We start from the raw sequence: 15,520 nt of genomic DNA on the forward strand, positions 1-15,520 counted from the left end.
AGTATATTCTTACTTTTGCAGCAGGTACACAAGATTGGTATTTTAAAAATGTAGAAGTGAAGGCCGTAGAAAAGTATGTCGACTTCATCAATGTCATGAGCTACGATCTGACTGGCAGATGGTCTGAAACGACAGGATTTAATGCTAATCTTTACAAAGATAAAGGGAATAAAGCGACTCAAAGCGTGGATCAGATCGTGCGAGCTTTTCTGGATCACGGAGTTGATAGCAAGAAACTGCTGCTTGGCATCCCAGCTTATTCATATGGCTGGACAGATGTGGACAGTGATGAAGATGGATTTTTTGCCAAGGGTAAGCCAATCGATATCGAGAAAGTAAATATTCATTATCGAAATATTGAGGATAAATATTTGGATAAAAATGGATTTAAGCGTTATTTTGACGATCAAGCAAAAGCAGCTTACCTATTTAACGGCAGTACCTTCATTAGTTATGAAGACAAAGAAGCTTTGCGAGAAAAGGTCAAATACATCAAGCATAAAGATCTAGCAGGTGCGATGGTATGGGAATATGCACAGGATGCAGAGAATGGAATTATTCAATACTTGTCGGATAACTTGAACAAGGAGCTAGGCACTGAGGATTAGATAGAGGAATAAACGAGGTCAGGAAGCTTTATTGAAATACAACAAAAGGGAACTCCTTATCCAAGGAAATTCCCTTTTGTCTTTTGTTTGATGAAAATTTTCGGACGCTGCAAATCAAGAGAATGCAGGCACCAACGAGTTTGTTGCAGTACCTCTTAGAACTGTTTATTTCAGTTGGCATGCCAGCGATTTGATACGTCGCTCGTCCGGTGTAATAAACAATGTTTTCTGATTGTCATAGATAACAAACCCTGGCTTAGCACCGCTTGGCTTACGTACATGACGTATCGTTGTGTAGTCTACTGGAATCGAGCTGGAGTCGCGAGCCTGACTATAATGCGCAGAGAGCATAGCGGCTTCTTCAAGTGTTGCATTGMCAAAGTCTCCGCCTTTTATAACGACATGAGAACCAGGAATATCCTTTGTGTGCAGCCATGTGTCAGAAGGTGAAGCAAGGCGGTTCGTCAAGTATTCGTTTTGTGTGTTGTTTTTGCCGACATACATCGTTACCCCCTCGGAAGAGGTATAACAAAGCAAGGTTGGTTTAAGCGTTTTTTTCTTCTTTGGACCGCGGCGTCCACGTTCCTTCATATAGCCTTGTTCCACGAGCTCGTCACGAATTTCGCTTATATCACCAAGCGAGGCGTTATCGACCTGCTGAAGCAAGGTTTCAAAATATTGAATTTCTGTACGAGCGAGCTCCATTTGCTCAGCCACGATGGATAGACTGTTTTTGTGCTTCGTGTAACGCCGGAAATAACGCTGAGCGTTGTCAGAAGGAGTGAGATGCGGATCAAGATCAATCTTTATTACAGCTTGCTCCTCATCGTAGAAGTTGACGAGCTCAATCGTTGTGTCGCCGCGCTTCATCTGATGCATATAGGCAGTAAGAAGCTCGCCCAGCACCCGATATTTTTCAGCATCCTTTGCTTCAACGAGCGTATCCTCAAGCTTTTTGATTTTAGTAATATTTTTGGCTTTTTCATTTTGAACGAATCGGATAAGGTCAGCAGCACGCTGCTTAACGGTATCGCGTTCAGCCTTATTGCCGTAGAAACCTTCAAGGCAGGCACTAATGTCTGGAAATACCGTTTCTTCTCCATCGATATGCGTAAGCTCAGTGACAGAGAAAAAGGACTTACCGGTATCTGCGTTGGTTTTAATTGTAGGTTTATAAATGTCTTGCTTTACTTGTTCCATAAAGGTTGAGAAGCTCTTCCAAACCGCCACTACGCTTTCCTCAGAACCTTGTTCAGCCTCTGGTAGCACATCTGCACCTGCCCGATGAACCAGCTCTTTGGCGAGCAAAGGGCTAAAGCCGCTTAGCTTGTCGACTAGTCTTTTGTAAAGAGGAGCGGCTTCATCCGTATCGCTTAAAGCGTCCAAAAACTGCTGCTTGTTCACAATCGAAAGCGGATCAAGTTTGCCTTGCTCAGGCGGAGAGGTATAGGTGCTGCCTGGCAATACGATGCGGTGACTGCTTATGGCTGGCGTTACATGATGGATGCCATCGTGAATGAGGCCGGTTGAAGGGTCCATCAAAATAATGTTGCTATGACGCCCCATAATTTCCACAACAATCGTTTTATTCGATAAATCGCCGAGCTCGTCCCGATGTTTAACCTCAATATGAATGATACGCTCCCGACCAACCTGACGAACGGATTCAATTAGTCCGCCTTCGCAATGCTTCCGAAGCAGCATGCAAAACATAGGCGCTTCCATAGGGTTGACGTACGTACCGGTTGTCCAGTGCACCCTTGGATAGCTTGGGTTGGCGGACAAGAGCAATTTGCCCTGCATGCCGGCTCCGCGAATGCTGAAAACAAGCTCATGATTGGTAGGCTGGTGAATCTTATGTATACGCGCTCCGACACAGCGCTGTAGGTCTTGCGTAATTGCATGGGTGACGATGCCGTCTAATGCCATGGTGTTGTTCCTCGCTTCCTTTGTAAGTCTTTCTCTATCATGCCATAGTTGAGCCAAAAACTTAAGTCTTTTATGGGATATTTTAAGGGCTGTCCGAATACATTTACCCTATAAAGGCTGTCCGAAGGGCCGACAACTTAGCTGCTTGGCTCGGCATATTACAGGAGGGAGTTAAACCATGGAACAAATGAAATGGCATCAAATGGGGACAATTGAGCTGATTGACGCATTAGTCAGCTCCCCAGATCAAGGACTGACTACGTCGGCAGCGGCGCAACGTCTAGAAGAAAATGGAAAAAACGAATTGTCTGAGGGCAAGCGTGTCTCGCCGATTTTGTTGTTCCTTAATCAATTTAAGGATTTTATGGTACTCGTTTTAATGGGTGCAACGTTGATTTCTGGCTTGCTGGGCGAATATTTAGATGCAATTACGATTGTTGCGATCATTGCTCTCAACGCCGTACTTGGATTCGTGCAGGAATTTCGAGCGGAGCGCTCATTGCGGGCGCTTAAGGAATTATCCGCCCCGACAGCCAAGGTTATTCGCGGAGGCGAGCTACTGACCGTTCCAGCGAAAGAGCTTGTGGCAGGCGATCTTATTTATTTGGAAAGCGGAGACCGCATTCCGGCTGATGTGCGTCTGCTTGAAGCCAATAGCTGCTATGTGGAAGAGTCCGCTTTGACAGGGGAGTCTGTCCCCGTTGGTAAGCACGCTGCAACGATTGCAGAGGAAGACTTGCCTTTGGGTGATCAGCGCAACATGGGCTTCATGGGAACGATGCTCACAAGGGGGACTGCTCGCGCAGTCGTCATTCGTACAGGCATGGATACGGAAATGGGCAAAATAGCTGGACTTATTCAACAGACTGAATCGATGGAAACGCCGCTGCAGCATCGTTTAGAGCAGTTAGGCAAAATATTAATCGTTGTGGCGATCGGCTTGACGATTATGGTAGTCATTGCAGGTATTTTGCACGGCCAGCCAGCGTACGGCATGTTCCTTGCAGGTGTTAGCTTGGCGGTAGCAGCTATTCCAGAGGGGCTTCCAGCAATCGTGACCATCGCTTTAGCTCTTGGCGTTCAGCGGATGATTAAACGGAAGGCAATCGTTCGCAAGCTGCCTTCGGTTGAAACATTAGGCTGCGCATCCGTTATATGCTCGGACAAAACAGGGACGCTGACACAAAACAAAATGACTGTTACCCATGTCTGGATTGGCGGCAGACAGCTTGAAGTGAGCGGTGAGGGCTACGTTCCAAATGGTGCAATTTATGAAGCTGGCAATGCGCTTGACATTAAGCATGATTTATCAATTAAACGTCTTCTTCAAGTCAGCGCCTTGTGCAATAACGCACAGCTGTCGAAGGTAGAAGCTGTCGATACGGGCAAGCGCAGAAACAAGGAGCAGCATGAAGAGTGGATACTTAAGGGAGATCCGACTGAAGGTGCGCTTGCTGTACTTTCAGCTAAGCTGGGCTCCTCTGCCAAATCATTGGAGCCGCTTTATAAACGGGAGAAGGAATTTCCATTTGACTCGGAGCGCAAACGGATGTCAGTTGTAGTATCACACCAAGGCGGGCGGCTTATTTGCACCAAGGGCGCCCCTGATTTACTGATGGATCATTGCTCTTATGTTCTTTGGGAAGGGAAGGTCGTTCCGTTTACGGCAACGCTGAAGCGCAAATGCGCTGAAGCAGGCGAGGTTATGGCGCAGTCAGCGCTTCGTGTATTGGGACTTGCATACCGGGATTTGCGCGCATCCGACTCTTGTGAGACCGAAGAAGACGTAGAGAGTCAGCTTGTATTCGTTGGCTTGACTGGGATGATCGATCCGCCTCGCCGCGAAGTGAAAGAAGCGATTACGAACTGCAGGCGTGCGGGAATTAAAACCGTTATGATTACTGGAGATCATCAGCTGACAGCAGAAGCAATTGCTGGTCAACTAGGCATTATGCCGCGCGGAGGCATCGCAATGAGCGGCAAGCAGCTGGAGGCGATGTCCGATGAACAGCTCGACCGGCTCGTAGACAATATTTATGTATACGCGCGTGTATCGCCAGAGCATAAACTGCGTATCGTCAAAGCGCTGCAGCGCCAAGGACATGTTGTTGCGATGACAGGAGACGGCGTAAATGATGCTCCAGCGATCAAAGCAGCGGATATCGGAATTTCGATGGGCATTACCGGAACGGATGTATCGAAGGAAGCGTCCGCGCTCGTTCTGAGTGATGACAACTTCTCGACAATTGTAGCTGCTATAGAAGAAGGAAGAGGCATATATGAAAATATCCGAAAATTTATCCGTTATTTATTAGCATCAAACGTTGGTGAGATACTCGTCATGTTTCTTGCGATGATGGCAGGATTGCCGCTTCCGCTCGTTCCGATTCAAATTTTGTGGGTCAATCTGGTCACGGACGGGCTGCCGGCAATGGCGCTTGGCGTAGATCAGGCAGAAAAGGATTTAATGCAGCAAAAGCCTCGTTCGGCAAAGGAGAGCATCTTCTCCCGCAGGCTGGGCTGGAAGATTATAAGCCGAGGCATTCTGATAGGTGTATGTACGCTTGGCGCTTTCTGGATTACGCTTCAAGACGGTCCAAACAATGCTGCGCACCTGATGAAGGCGCAAACGGTAGCCTTCGCTACTCTCGTTATGGCACAGCTCATCCATGTATTTGACTGCCGAAGCTCGCGTTCCATTTTTCACCGTAATCCGTTCCAAAATAAATATTTGGTGCTTGCCGTATTGTCTTCGCTAGTGTTGATGGTCGGAGTGCTTTATATCGATGCATTGCAGCCTATCTTCAAAACCGTTCCACTTAACTTCCGTGAATGGTGTCTCGTCTTTGTAGCTGCGGGAATTCCTACTTTCTTAATGGGAATTGGCAGTGTATTCGGCACTTCCAAGAAAAATAAAGGTAAAACGAAATGGCCGTTAGGCCCTCAAACCGCGGCAAGATAACGAAAAAATACAAATCTTGATACAAATTATGAATAGCCTTTCTCCTTGCTTTGCGGTATGCTATTAGCAATTAATCATAGTTTTATCATACCTAGAGATGTAGCAAGGAGAGGGCATTCAGATGAATTTTACAAAAATGAACGGTTTGGGAAATGACTTTGTGGTGATTGCAGGCGAGCAGCAGCTTCCAGAAAATGTTGCGGAATTAGCGATACAGCTTTGCAACCGGTTTTTTGGAATCGGGGCAGATGGTCTCGTTTATATTTTGCCTTCAGAAATCGCGGATTTCCGTATGCGCATTATTAATTCTGATGGCTCAGAAGCTGAGCAATGCGGCAACGCCATTCGCTGCGTCGCTAAATATGTGTATGATAATGGCTTAACCGATAAAGAAGAGATTACAATCGAAACACTTGGCGCAGGCGCTCAAAAAGTGCAGCTCACCGTTCAAGATGGCAAAGTGTCATCTGTGCGCGTAGATATGGGAGAGCCGATTCTAAATGGCCAACGCGTACCAACAACAATCGATGCGGAGCAAGTCGTTGAACATCCGATAGAGGTGGACGGTCGTGAATTCCGTTTTACAGCTGTATCGATGGGCAACCCTCATTGTGTCATCTATGTTGATGATGCTGTGAATTTTGATCTAGGCACTTGGGGTCCCAAACTTGAGACACATCCGTTATTTCCACGCAAAATAAATGTTGAGTTCGTTACGGTGAACTCCCGTACGCATGCCGATATGCGCGTCTGGGAGCGCGGTGCAGGACCAACGCTAGCTTGCGGTACAGGCGCTTGCGCAACTGTAGTTGCTTCTGTACTCACTGGCGCAACAGATCGGACAGCAACGGTTTCACTCAAAGGCGGCGACCTATTGATTGAGTGGAATGAATCCGATAATCATGTATATATGTCTGGACCAGCTGCAGTATCATTCTGCGGCGAGTTTTAAGAGCAAAGTAAGATGGGTGGTATGAATATAATGAAACCGGATTTGAGGGAAGCGCTCCAGCAGCGTATCTTAACCGGGGACGGCGCGATGGGAACCTATCTATATCAGATGGGGTTCCCTGTCGGCGTTTCTTATGAGGAAATCAATACGAACCGTCCCGATGTAATCGAGAATATTCACCGTCGCTACTATGAAGCCGGCGCACGCGTAATTGAGACAAACACATTCTCAGCCAATCTTGAGAAGCTCTCGAAATATGGCTTAGAAGACGAAATGGATGCAATTAACCGTGCTGGCGTACGTGCAGCTCGTGCAGCGATTGGCAATGATGCTTATGTTGTAGGCGCTGTTGGCTCCATTCGAGACGGCAAGCTGAAAAATTTACGAACAGCTAAAGTAATTGAAGCCTATCAGCGGCAAATGCATGCGCTGCTTGATGAGGGCGTGGATGGTCTTTTGCTGGAAACCTTCTATGATCTTGATGAAATGCTGCTTGCCCTTAAGATTGCTAGAGCAGCGTCGAATGTTCCTGTTATTTGCCAGTTTGCAGTCGAGGATGTTGGCCGCACGCAGGACGGGAATGGCATGAAGGGAGCCTTCGATTTGCTGCAAGAAGAGGGCGCTGATATGGTTGGATTTAATTGCCGCAGCGGCCCGAATGGGATTATGAGAGCGATCGACTCGATAACGGGGCCAGTTGGCTTGCCATTATCGGTATATCCGAACGCAGGTATACCCGACTATATTGATGGCAAATATACGTATCCCGCAGGACCTGAATATTTTGCAGAGACAGCCTTGCGCTTTGCAGATCGCGGCGCTCGCTTGATTGGCGGCTGCTGCGGTACGACTCCTGAGCACATTAAGGCAATTGCCGAGGCGCTAGATGGTTATATTCCGCAGCTCGGACAAGCAGCTGTTCATTCGGCTGCAGCAGAGAGAATTGTTGTAAAGCCAGTTGAAAAATCAGCTGATACAGCAGATGCTGCGCCATTGAAACAAACGGTGCAGGAGCCTAACATTGTAGATTTGGTCCAGAAGCGCCACACCGTTATTGTTGAGCTTGACCCGCCGCGTGATTTGGATATTCGCAAATTTATGGCTGGTGCTGCTGCTTTGAAGGAAGCAAAGGCGGATGCGGTTACGATGGCTGACAACTCTCTGGCTGTTACGCGAATGAGCAACATTGCACTCGCAGCGCTTGTCCAGGAGAAAGTAGGCATTCGTCCGCTCGTGCATATCGCTTGCCGAGATCGCAACTTGATTGGTACGCAGTCACATATGATGGGTCTTGATGCACTCGATATCGATCATGTGCTCGCTGTAACTGGAGATCCTGCCCGATTTGGCGATTTGCCGGATTCGAGCTCCGTTTATGACCTTACTTCCTTCGAGATGATTCGTATGATTAAGCAGTTGAATGATGGAACAGCCTTCTCAGGCAAGCCGCTTAAGCAAAAAGCGAAGTTTGTTGTAGGCGCCGCATTTAATCCTAATGTGAAGCATTTAGACAAAGCGGTCCAACGGCTTGAACGTAAAATTACTTCGGGTGCAGATTACATTATGACACAGCCTGTCTATGACCCAAGCTTAATTGAGAGAATCGCAGAATCAACGAAGCATTTGTCAGTACCTGTATTTATCGGAATTATGCCGCTGGCCAGCGGACGGAATGCCGAATATTTGCATAACGAGGTGCCTGGTATCCAGCTATCTGATGAGGTTCGCCAGCGCATGGCGGGTCTYGAAGGGGAAGCGGGCCGAGCGGAAGGCGTGCAAATTGCAAAGGAGCTGCTCGACGTTGCTTTGCCGCATTTTAATGGCATATATTTAATCACACCGTTTATGTTCTATGATATGGGTGTTCAGCTTACCAAATACGTTTGGGAGAAGACTGAGCGTACACAACTAAATCGATAAAATAGATGCGAAAACAGCCTTTTTTTGCTTGTTTTCGCATTTTCGCTTGTTCGTTCGTGAAAAATCAATTAAAATGAATCATGGATACAGATGCCGCACATGTTCAGCGTGGTAAGGACAGGCTGCCTAAAATCGTTTATAATGGCTTATAAAGCCTGTAACGGAAGTATGTCCGACACTTTTTTCGTCAACAATAGTGCAGTAGTTCTGTCGGTATTTGGCAAGAACGCGAACTTGTCGTATTCACATTTATAAAATATAAAAGGTATTTGAACATTTGTAGACAGATGCACAAGGGAAGACCGTAGGCGGAGGAGGAACGAGGCTTGGCTATTAAACTTATTAATATCGGATTTGGTAATATTGTATCTGCAAATCGCATTATATCAATCGTAAGCCCTGAATCGGCTCCGATTAAAAGGATCATTCAAGAAGCGCGTGACCGACATATGCTTATCGATGCTACATATGGTCGTCGCACACGGGCTGTAATTATTACGGATAGTGATCATGTGATTTTATCGGCGGTTCAGCCAGAAACAGTTGCGCACCGATTATCCACTAAGGACGACGATAACGACGAATAGTACGGGGAGTAATATGGATAAGGGATTGTTAATTGTATTGTCCGGCCCTTCAGGGGTTGGCAAAGGAACGGTTTGTTCGGTTCTTCGCAACAAGGTTCCTGAGCTGGTTTATTCTGTGTCGGCGACGACCAGGCTACCGCGTCAGGGTGAAGTGGATGGCGTGAATTATTTTTTCAAAAGCAGAGAGCAGTTCCAAGATATGATTGCGCGTGACGCACTTTTGGAGCATGCTGAATATGTTGGTAATTACTACGGTACACCGCGTGATTTCGTTGAACGCACCTTAGAAAGCGGCAAGGATGTTATTTTGGAGATCGAGGTACAGGGAGCGCTTAAGGTGAAACAAAAGTTTCCCGAAGGTATTTTCGTATTTCTGTTGCCACCATCTTTGGATGAGCTGAAGCAGCGAATTACCGGACGTGGTACTGAAACATTGGATACGATCAATAATCGCATGTCTGTGGCCGTTGAAGAAATGAATTTGCTCGGTCACTACGACTATGCGGTATTGAATGATGAGATAGATGCTGCATGCGATCGTATTCGCAGCATCATGATTGCAGAGCATTGCCGCAGAGAAAGATATTTACCTTACGTTTCGGGAATGGTTGCCGCAATTGAGAAAGCATGAGTGAGGAGAATGAACGATGTTATATCCGTCCATTGATGAAATGGTGAAAAAAGTTGACAGTAAATACACGCTTGTCGTAGCAGCTTCAAGACGCGCACGCATGCTTCGCAACGGAGACAAGTCGGAGCTTAAAAACCCGCGCTCCCGCAAGTATGTTGGTGTGGCGCTAGAAGAAATTTACGGTGACATTCTCCAAGTGGAAAACCTAGCAACAAAAGAGGATTAAGATCTGTTTTATTATAGTAAACAGAACAGCGGAGTGTATACTGGAGACAGTATTACACTCCTTTTTCTTTTTTAATGCTCACAATTTTTGAAAGGAGCAATCCTGTGGATCCCATTCTTTTTACGATTATAATTATGGTTGTTTTCTTGTTTCTATTGTCATTTATTATCCGAGATTCAATAAACTCGTCTAAATTGACCAAGCAAGTGGAAATGCTTAATACAGAGATCCAAATGCTGAGGAAAGAAATCAAAGAGAACAAACATATTGTTGATAAGCGAGTTTGAGCAGGCCATATCGTTTCAAAGAGAGGCTGTGAGTGCGAGAATGATGGCAGATGAACAGGAACTCCGCGAAATAAAAGAGACATTAGACAAGCTCGATCAACAGGTCAAGCGGCTCGTTGCTAAGCCAAGACGCAAACGCTCAGGATGGATGAACTTTGTTATTGGCTTTCTTATTGTGCTTGTAGGGATTGGCATGTCAGTTGGAATCTTTGAATTTCTGAAAATGATGAATAACCAATAATAGTCGATAAGGACGTACATCAAAATGAATATAAGCCTGCAATCTTTTCCAACATTATCTAAAGGCATAGTATGGGGTTTGGTTGAAAACTGTTTCTCTCTTGATTACGAAGTGGCAGAAGAATCTGTTAGCAATATTAGCATCATACCTACGGTTGGCGACCAATATGTAGTAATGAAGCTAGATGACGGAAGATGGGAACTTGCCGGAGGGACTTTAGAGCCTAACGAGCACTATATGGACGCCCTTGTTCGTGAAGTGAAAGAAGAACTTGGTGCAGAATTGGTTTCTTATACGTTGTTTGGCTGCTTTCAATGCCGCTCGTTTGCTGCTGAGCCATATAGGCCGCATATTCCGCATCCGCATTTTGTGCGGCTAGTCGGCTATGGCGAGGTTAATCTGGTGGAGGCACCGCTTAATCCGCCAGACGGCGAGCAAGTCATTGCCGTTGATGTCGTGGATATTGACGAGGCAGTAGGTAGGTTCGAGCAAATAGGCAGATATGATATTGCCGAGCTGTACAAGCTTGCTCATCAGTTAAGAAAAGCAGCGCTTAATCAAGCGAAATAAAACATAAATTACAGCTTGAAATGTGAATGGATTACTTAGAATTTTCTGCCGCATATGATATGATAGAAGCAGTGTTTGCAGGTGCAGGACGAATGAACAGGAGGGAACGGAATGGACAAATTACGTTATCCAATTGGCAGGTACTCGTTCGAGGGAATGACGGTTAAGCAGCGTGAACAATGGATTGTAGAGATTGAGAAGCTCCCAGGACAGCTAAGAGCAGCTTTGGCAGATTTGGATGAAGACATGTTGAATACGTCTTATCGAAGCGGCGGATGGAGCTTGCGCCAGGTCGTTCATCATTTGGCAGATGCATCAATGAATAGTTTCACACGATTCAAGCTAGCCCTGACGGAGTTCAATCCGACGATTAAGCCCTTTAACGGGGAACGCTGGGCAGAAACCGCTGACAGCCTGCAAGCATCGACAGATATCAGCTTAGCGATTGTAGAGGGTATTTATGCACGCTGGGTATTGCTGCTTCGTTCAATGAATGCTTCAGATTTCGAAAAAATGTTCTATCATCCAGAGAAGGGCAGTCAAATTGGATTAGCTTATTTTCTTGGATTTGTAGCTTGGCATGGCAAACATCATGTTGCCCAAATTACAAGCTTAAGGGAACGCAAGGATTGGTAGCACAATTCGTAATTATCATTGACAAATAAAGTTACACATTTCAAATAATATAACATGATAAGCTAGATACTTATTATGCGGCTTATCATTTTATCGCGTAACGAGCTTATCTGCCATTGGGCGGCTTCTGCCGTTTGCATTTGAAACATAAAATTTGATGTTAACATATTGTGAAAGCAGTTTATATTTCATCATGAAACGGGCTATTGCCGCCAAAGGATGAGTTTTGCTGTTTACGCTTGACGGGAGATACACCATGCTAAAAGGAAAAACAATTATACTCGGCATCACAGGCGGAATTGCAGCCTATAAAGGCGCAGCGCTTTGCAGCAAGCTGGTGCAGGCGGGCGTTAATGTGAACGTCATCATGACTGAATCGGCAACAAAATTTATAACGCCGCTCACGTTGCAAACGTTATCTCGCAATCCCGTATATATCGATACGTTTGATGAGAGAGATCCTGCGGTAGTTTCTCATATTCATTTGGCAGATCATGCGGATTTAATCGTCATTGCTCCGGCTACTGCTAATGCAATAGCAAAGCTAGCCGGAGGTCACGCTGATGATATGCTTAGCACAACGCTGCTTGCTGCTACTTGTCCGGTACTCATAGCGCCAGCGATGAATGTACATATGTATGAGCATCCAGCCGTTGTCCATAATTTGGAGCTGCTGGCGTCGCGCGGCGTGATGTTTGTTGAGCCTGGCACCGGGCAGCTCGCATGCGGCTATGTTGCCAAAGGACGCCTTGCTGAACCGGAAGATATCGTAGCTGCAATCGACTCGTGGTTTAGCAAAAACGGAAAGCTAAAAGGGAAAAAATTGCTTGTTACCGCGGGTGGAACGATTGAGCGACTGGACCCAGTAAGATATTTGACCAATGACTCGTCAGGCAAGATGGGCTTTGCAATTGCTGAGGCGGGGCTGATGATGGGCGCTGATGTAACTTTAGTTGCGGGCCGTACCTCAGCAGAGCCTCCTGCAGGTGTGAAGGTCATTCATGTGGAGTCCGCGCAGCAAATGCTTGAAGCTGTTACGAGCATCTATGACGATATGGATATTGTCGTGAAATCGGCAGCGGTAGCCGATTATCGAGCGGCACATGTGAGCGATCAGAAGATGAAGAAAAAAGGCGAGAAGCTCGTACTCGAGCTAGAGCGTACAACGGATATTTTGGAGACATTGGGACAGCGCAAGCAGAAGCAGTTTCTTGTTGGTTTTGCGGCAGAAACGGAGCAGATCGAGCATTATGCGATGGACAAGCTGCGCCGCAAGCATTGCGACCTCATCGTTGCTAATGATGTAAGCAAGGACGGAGCAGGCTTTAACGGAGATACCAATATTGTGCAAGTATATGGCGCAGAAGGACTTGTGGAGAAGATGCCGCTATTGTCTAAGCGTGAGGTTGCGAATCGCTTGCTGGAGTTGATTGCAGGGCGGCTAGTGTCTTCTGGAGGGAACGGCTAATGATTGCTAAAGTAATTGTTGATGTGCCGAGCCGCCAGACGGATCGGCCGTTTGACTATGAAGTGCCTGCAGCCTTTGAAGATTGGATTGAGGTCGGCAGCCGCGTTGGCGTTCCTTTTGGCGGCCGCGTCCTGCAAGGATTTGTCACGGAATTATCGGAGACGACAGATGTTGCTATAAATCGATTAAAATCGATTTCAGAGCTGCTCGATCATGTTCCGCCTTTATTGCCGGATCTTATTGAACTTGCGAAATGGATGAGCGATAAATATTGTTGCTCATGGACGACAGCGCTTCAGGCTATGATTCCGGCAGCCTTGAAGGGAAAGGCAGAACGGCTGGTTGGCATTCAAGACGAAGAAGCTGCAATAGTGGATCTGCCGCCAGCTATGCTGGAGTGGCTAGGTGGCAGTGGACAGCTTGTTAAACTTGAAGTGCTGCAGGAGCGTTTTCCTGAGCATGCAAAGGCCGTCAAGGCTGCTCTTCGCGAAGGTGTGCTGGTCGAACARACTTCAATTCGCGATCGACTTGCTGTACGCAAGGTGCTGACCGTATATGTGCCAGATAATGTGGAGGCTGTACGCGAACAGATGGAAGCCTTGCCTTCTCGTGCGGCTAAGCAGCGTGAAGTTCTTGCCTTTATGCTGGAGCATGGCGGACCACTGGCGCTGCAGCAGCTGCTCACTTTGGCAGGGGGCTCTGCGGCAAGTGTTCGTTCACTCGCAGAGAAAGGACTGCTTGAGCTTAGAGAGGTAGAGCAGCAGCGCGATCCTTACGCGGGTAGAGAATTTGAACGTACGACTCCGCTAGAGCTGACAGAAGGCCAGAAAGATGTTTATGACCGTATCGTTAGAGCTGTTGATGCGGGCGAGCCTCAGACGATGCTGCTGCATGGCGTAACGGGAAGCGGGAAAACGGAAGTTTATTTGCAGTCGATTCAATTTTGCTTGGAGCAGGAGAAGCAGGCCATTGTACTCGTTCCTGAAATTTCGCTGACTCCCCAAATGGTTGAGCGGTTTAAAGGACGGTTTGGCGACGCAGTTGCTGTGCTGCATAGCCGGCTTTCGAATGGCGAGCGATACGATGAGTGGCGAAAAATTCGCAGCCGCCAAGTTCAGGTAGCCATTGGCGCACGTTCCGCTATTTTTGCACCATTTGAACGAATTGGGCTTATTATAATTGATGAAGAACATGAATCCTCCTATAAACAGGAGGAAAGTCCGAAGTATCATGCTCGCGATGTGGCGGTCAGAAGAGCGAAGCAGCATGGAGCGGCAGTCGTTCTCGGTTCGGCAACGCCATCGCTGGAATCCTTTGCAGCGGCTAGCCGGCCGCTGTCTGCCCGTGACGAAGGCCGCGAGCCGGCATTGCTGCCAATGCCTAGCCGTGTAGGCGACAGACCGCTTCCGCCGGTTGCCGTTATCGACATGCGCGAGGAGCTGAAGGAAGGCAACCGCTCGATGTTCAGCCGCTTGCTGCACAGCTCGCTTGCTGATAGGCTCGAGCGCGGAGAGCAATCCGTACTGCTTCTAAATAGACGCGGTTACTCAACATTTGTGATGTGTAGGTCTTGCGGCTATACTGCAGCTTGTCCCCACTGCGATATTTCATTGACCTATCATCAGAAATCACGGGCGCTGCGCTGCCACTATTGCGGGCATGCCGAGCAGGCCCCAACCACATGTCCTTCTTGTCAAAGCGAGCATATTCGTTATTTTGGAACGGGAACGCAGCGGGTTGAGGAAGAGCTCTCAAAGCTGTTCCCGGGCATTCGTGTTATTCGCATGGATGTGGATACAACTACAGAAAAGAATTCGCATGAAAAGCTTCTGAAGCAGTTTGGCGAGCGTAAAGCGGATGTACTGCTCGGTACGCAAATGGTAGCGAAAGGTCTTGATTTTCCTTTTGTTACTCTAGTTGGCGTAATTGCTGCCGATACATCGCTTAATTTGCCTGATTTTCGCGCAGCGGAGCGAACGTTTCAATTGCTTACACAGGTTGCGGGACGTGCAGGCAGGCATCATTTGCCAGGCGAAGTCGTCATTCAAACCTATGCTCCCGAGCATTATGCTGTAGTAACCGCTCAGCAGCATGACTATACTGCTTTTGTGAGTGAAGAGCTGCGTCATCGCAGTGCAATGGGCTATCCGCCTTATTGCAGACTGATTCTCGTTACGATGTCTCATGAGCAGCTGCCGCTGCTATCTTCCATTAGTGAACGGTTTGCTTCTGATCTGCGAGAATTAGCGGAAAATGAAGGCGTCCTTATTTCGCTCAGCAGCGGTTTTGGTCGAGCGCTGGAGGTGCTTGGGCCAGTAGCTTCGCCGATTTCTAGAATGAAAGATCGCTACCGTTTTCAATGTGTGATAAAATATCGTGGGAGTATCGATGCATCGGCCCTTGTTCGCAAGGCACTCGTCCCGTTTACGGATGGACCGCCGCAGCGCCAGGTGCAATTCAGTATTGACGTAGATCCACAAGTTATATTATAAATAGCTATTAC

13 protein-coding genes are annotated in these 15,520 nt (G+C 47.2%); 12 read left to right on the forward strand and 1 reads right to left on the reverse strand.

Annotation, left to right across the window (positions count from 1 at the left end; translation table 11 throughout):
• The coding region (locus AB4Z17_RS19655) for a glycoside hydrolase family 18 protein (protein WP_441961549.1) at window positions 1–608 on the forward strand (608 nt) is incomplete at its 5' end.
• A 165-nt stretch (window positions 609–773) separates the two neighbouring features.
• On the opposite strand, the gene AB4Z17_RS19660 is transcribed toward AB4Z17_RS19655, so the two are convergent.
• A complete protein-coding gene (locus AB4Z17_RS19660) occupies window positions 774–2,537 on the reverse strand; it encodes an Rqc2 family fibronectin-binding protein (RefSeq protein ID WP_441961551.1) in 1,764 nt (587 codons plus the stop codon).
• 178 nt (window positions 2,538–2,715) lie between these two features.
• Here AB4Z17_RS19660 and AB4Z17_RS19665 point away from each other — a divergent pair, with 178 nt between their 5' ends.
• The 11 genes from AB4Z17_RS19665 to priA all read left to right on the forward strand — a co-directional run bounded on the left by AB4Z17_RS19665 (window position 2,716) and on the right by priA (window position 15,509).
• Complete coding sequence (locus AB4Z17_RS19665) at window positions 2,716–5,499, forward strand: calcium-translocating P-type ATPase, SERCA-type (RefSeq protein ID WP_441961552.1); 2,784 nt, start codon at window positions 2,716–2,718, stop codon at window positions 5,497–5,499.
• Window positions 5,500–5,620: 121 nt separating this feature from the next.
• Window positions 5,621–6,451: a diaminopimelate epimerase gene (gene dapF / locus AB4Z17_RS19670; protein ID WP_441961553.1), complete on the forward strand. Its 831-nt coding sequence runs from the start codon at window positions 5,621–5,623 to the stop codon at window positions 6,449–6,451.
• 30 nt (window positions 6,452–6,481) lie between these two features.
• Window positions 6,482–8,371 carry a bifunctional homocysteine S-methyltransferase/methylenetetrahydrofolate reductase gene (locus tag AB4Z17_RS19675; RefSeq protein ID WP_441961555.1) on the forward strand — a complete coding sequence of 630 codons (1,890 nt, stop codon included), beginning with the start codon at window positions 6,482–6,484 and terminating at the stop codon, window positions 8,369–8,371.
• A 326-nt stretch (window positions 8,372–8,697) separates the two neighbouring features.
• Window positions 8,698–8,958, forward strand: coding sequence for an extracellular matrix/biofilm regulator RemA (gene remA, locus AB4Z17_RS19680; protein WP_005548256.1), 261 nt, complete (start codon window positions 8,698–8,700; stop codon window positions 8,956–8,958).
• A 13-nt stretch (window positions 8,959–8,971) separates the two neighbouring features.
• Window positions 8,972–9,589 carry a guanylate kinase gene (gene gmk, locus AB4Z17_RS19685; protein WP_441886903.1) on the forward strand — a complete coding sequence of 206 codons (618 nt, stop codon included), beginning with the start codon at window positions 8,972–8,974 and terminating at the stop codon, window positions 9,587–9,589.
• Window positions 9,590–9,605: 16 nt separating this feature from the next.
• Window positions 9,606–9,815: a DNA-directed RNA polymerase subunit omega gene (rpoZ, locus tag AB4Z17_RS19690; RefSeq protein ID WP_053375625.1), complete on the forward strand. Its 210-nt coding sequence runs from the start codon at window positions 9,606–9,608 to the stop codon at window positions 9,813–9,815.
• 327 nt (window positions 9,816–10,142) lie between these two features.
• On the forward strand, window positions 10,143–10,343 hold the full coding sequence (locus AB4Z17_RS19695) for a hypothetical protein (protein ID WP_441961557.1): 201 nt from the start codon (window positions 10,143–10,145) through the stop codon (window positions 10,341–10,343).
• 24 nt (window positions 10,344–10,367) lie between these two features.
• The gene (locus AB4Z17_RS19700; protein WP_441961559.1) at window positions 10,368–10,913 is read left to right on the forward strand and encodes an NUDIX hydrolase; all 546 of its coding nucleotides are present in this window, start codon (window positions 10,368–10,370) and stop codon (window positions 10,911–10,913) included.
• 111 nt (window positions 10,914–11,024) lie between these two features.
• Entirely contained in the window at window positions 11,025–11,549 is a 525-nt protein-coding gene (locus AB4Z17_RS19705) for a YfiT family bacillithiol transferase (protein WP_441912269.1), read from the forward strand.
• A 256-nt stretch (window positions 11,550–11,805) separates the two neighbouring features.
• The gene (gene coaBC / locus AB4Z17_RS19710) at window positions 11,806–13,017 is read left to right on the forward strand and encodes a bifunctional phosphopantothenoylcysteine decarboxylase/phosphopantothenate--cysteine ligase CoaBC (protein WP_441912271.1); all 1,212 of its coding nucleotides are present in this window, start codon (window positions 11,806–11,808) and stop codon (window positions 13,015–13,017) included.
• Window positions 13,017–15,509: a primosomal protein N' gene (gene priA, locus AB4Z17_RS19715; RefSeq protein WP_441912272.1), complete on the forward strand. Its 2,493-nt coding sequence runs from the start codon at window positions 13,017–13,019 to the stop codon at window positions 15,507–15,509. Before coaBC ends, priA begins: the two co-directional genes overlap by 1 nt.
• Window positions 15,510–15,520 lie beyond the last annotated feature (11 nt).

The sequence above is a fragment of the Paenibacillus sp. TAF43_2 genome, from assembly GCF_052113545.1.
GTDB lineage: Bacteria > Bacillota > Bacilli > Paenibacillales > Paenibacillaceae > Pristimantibacillus.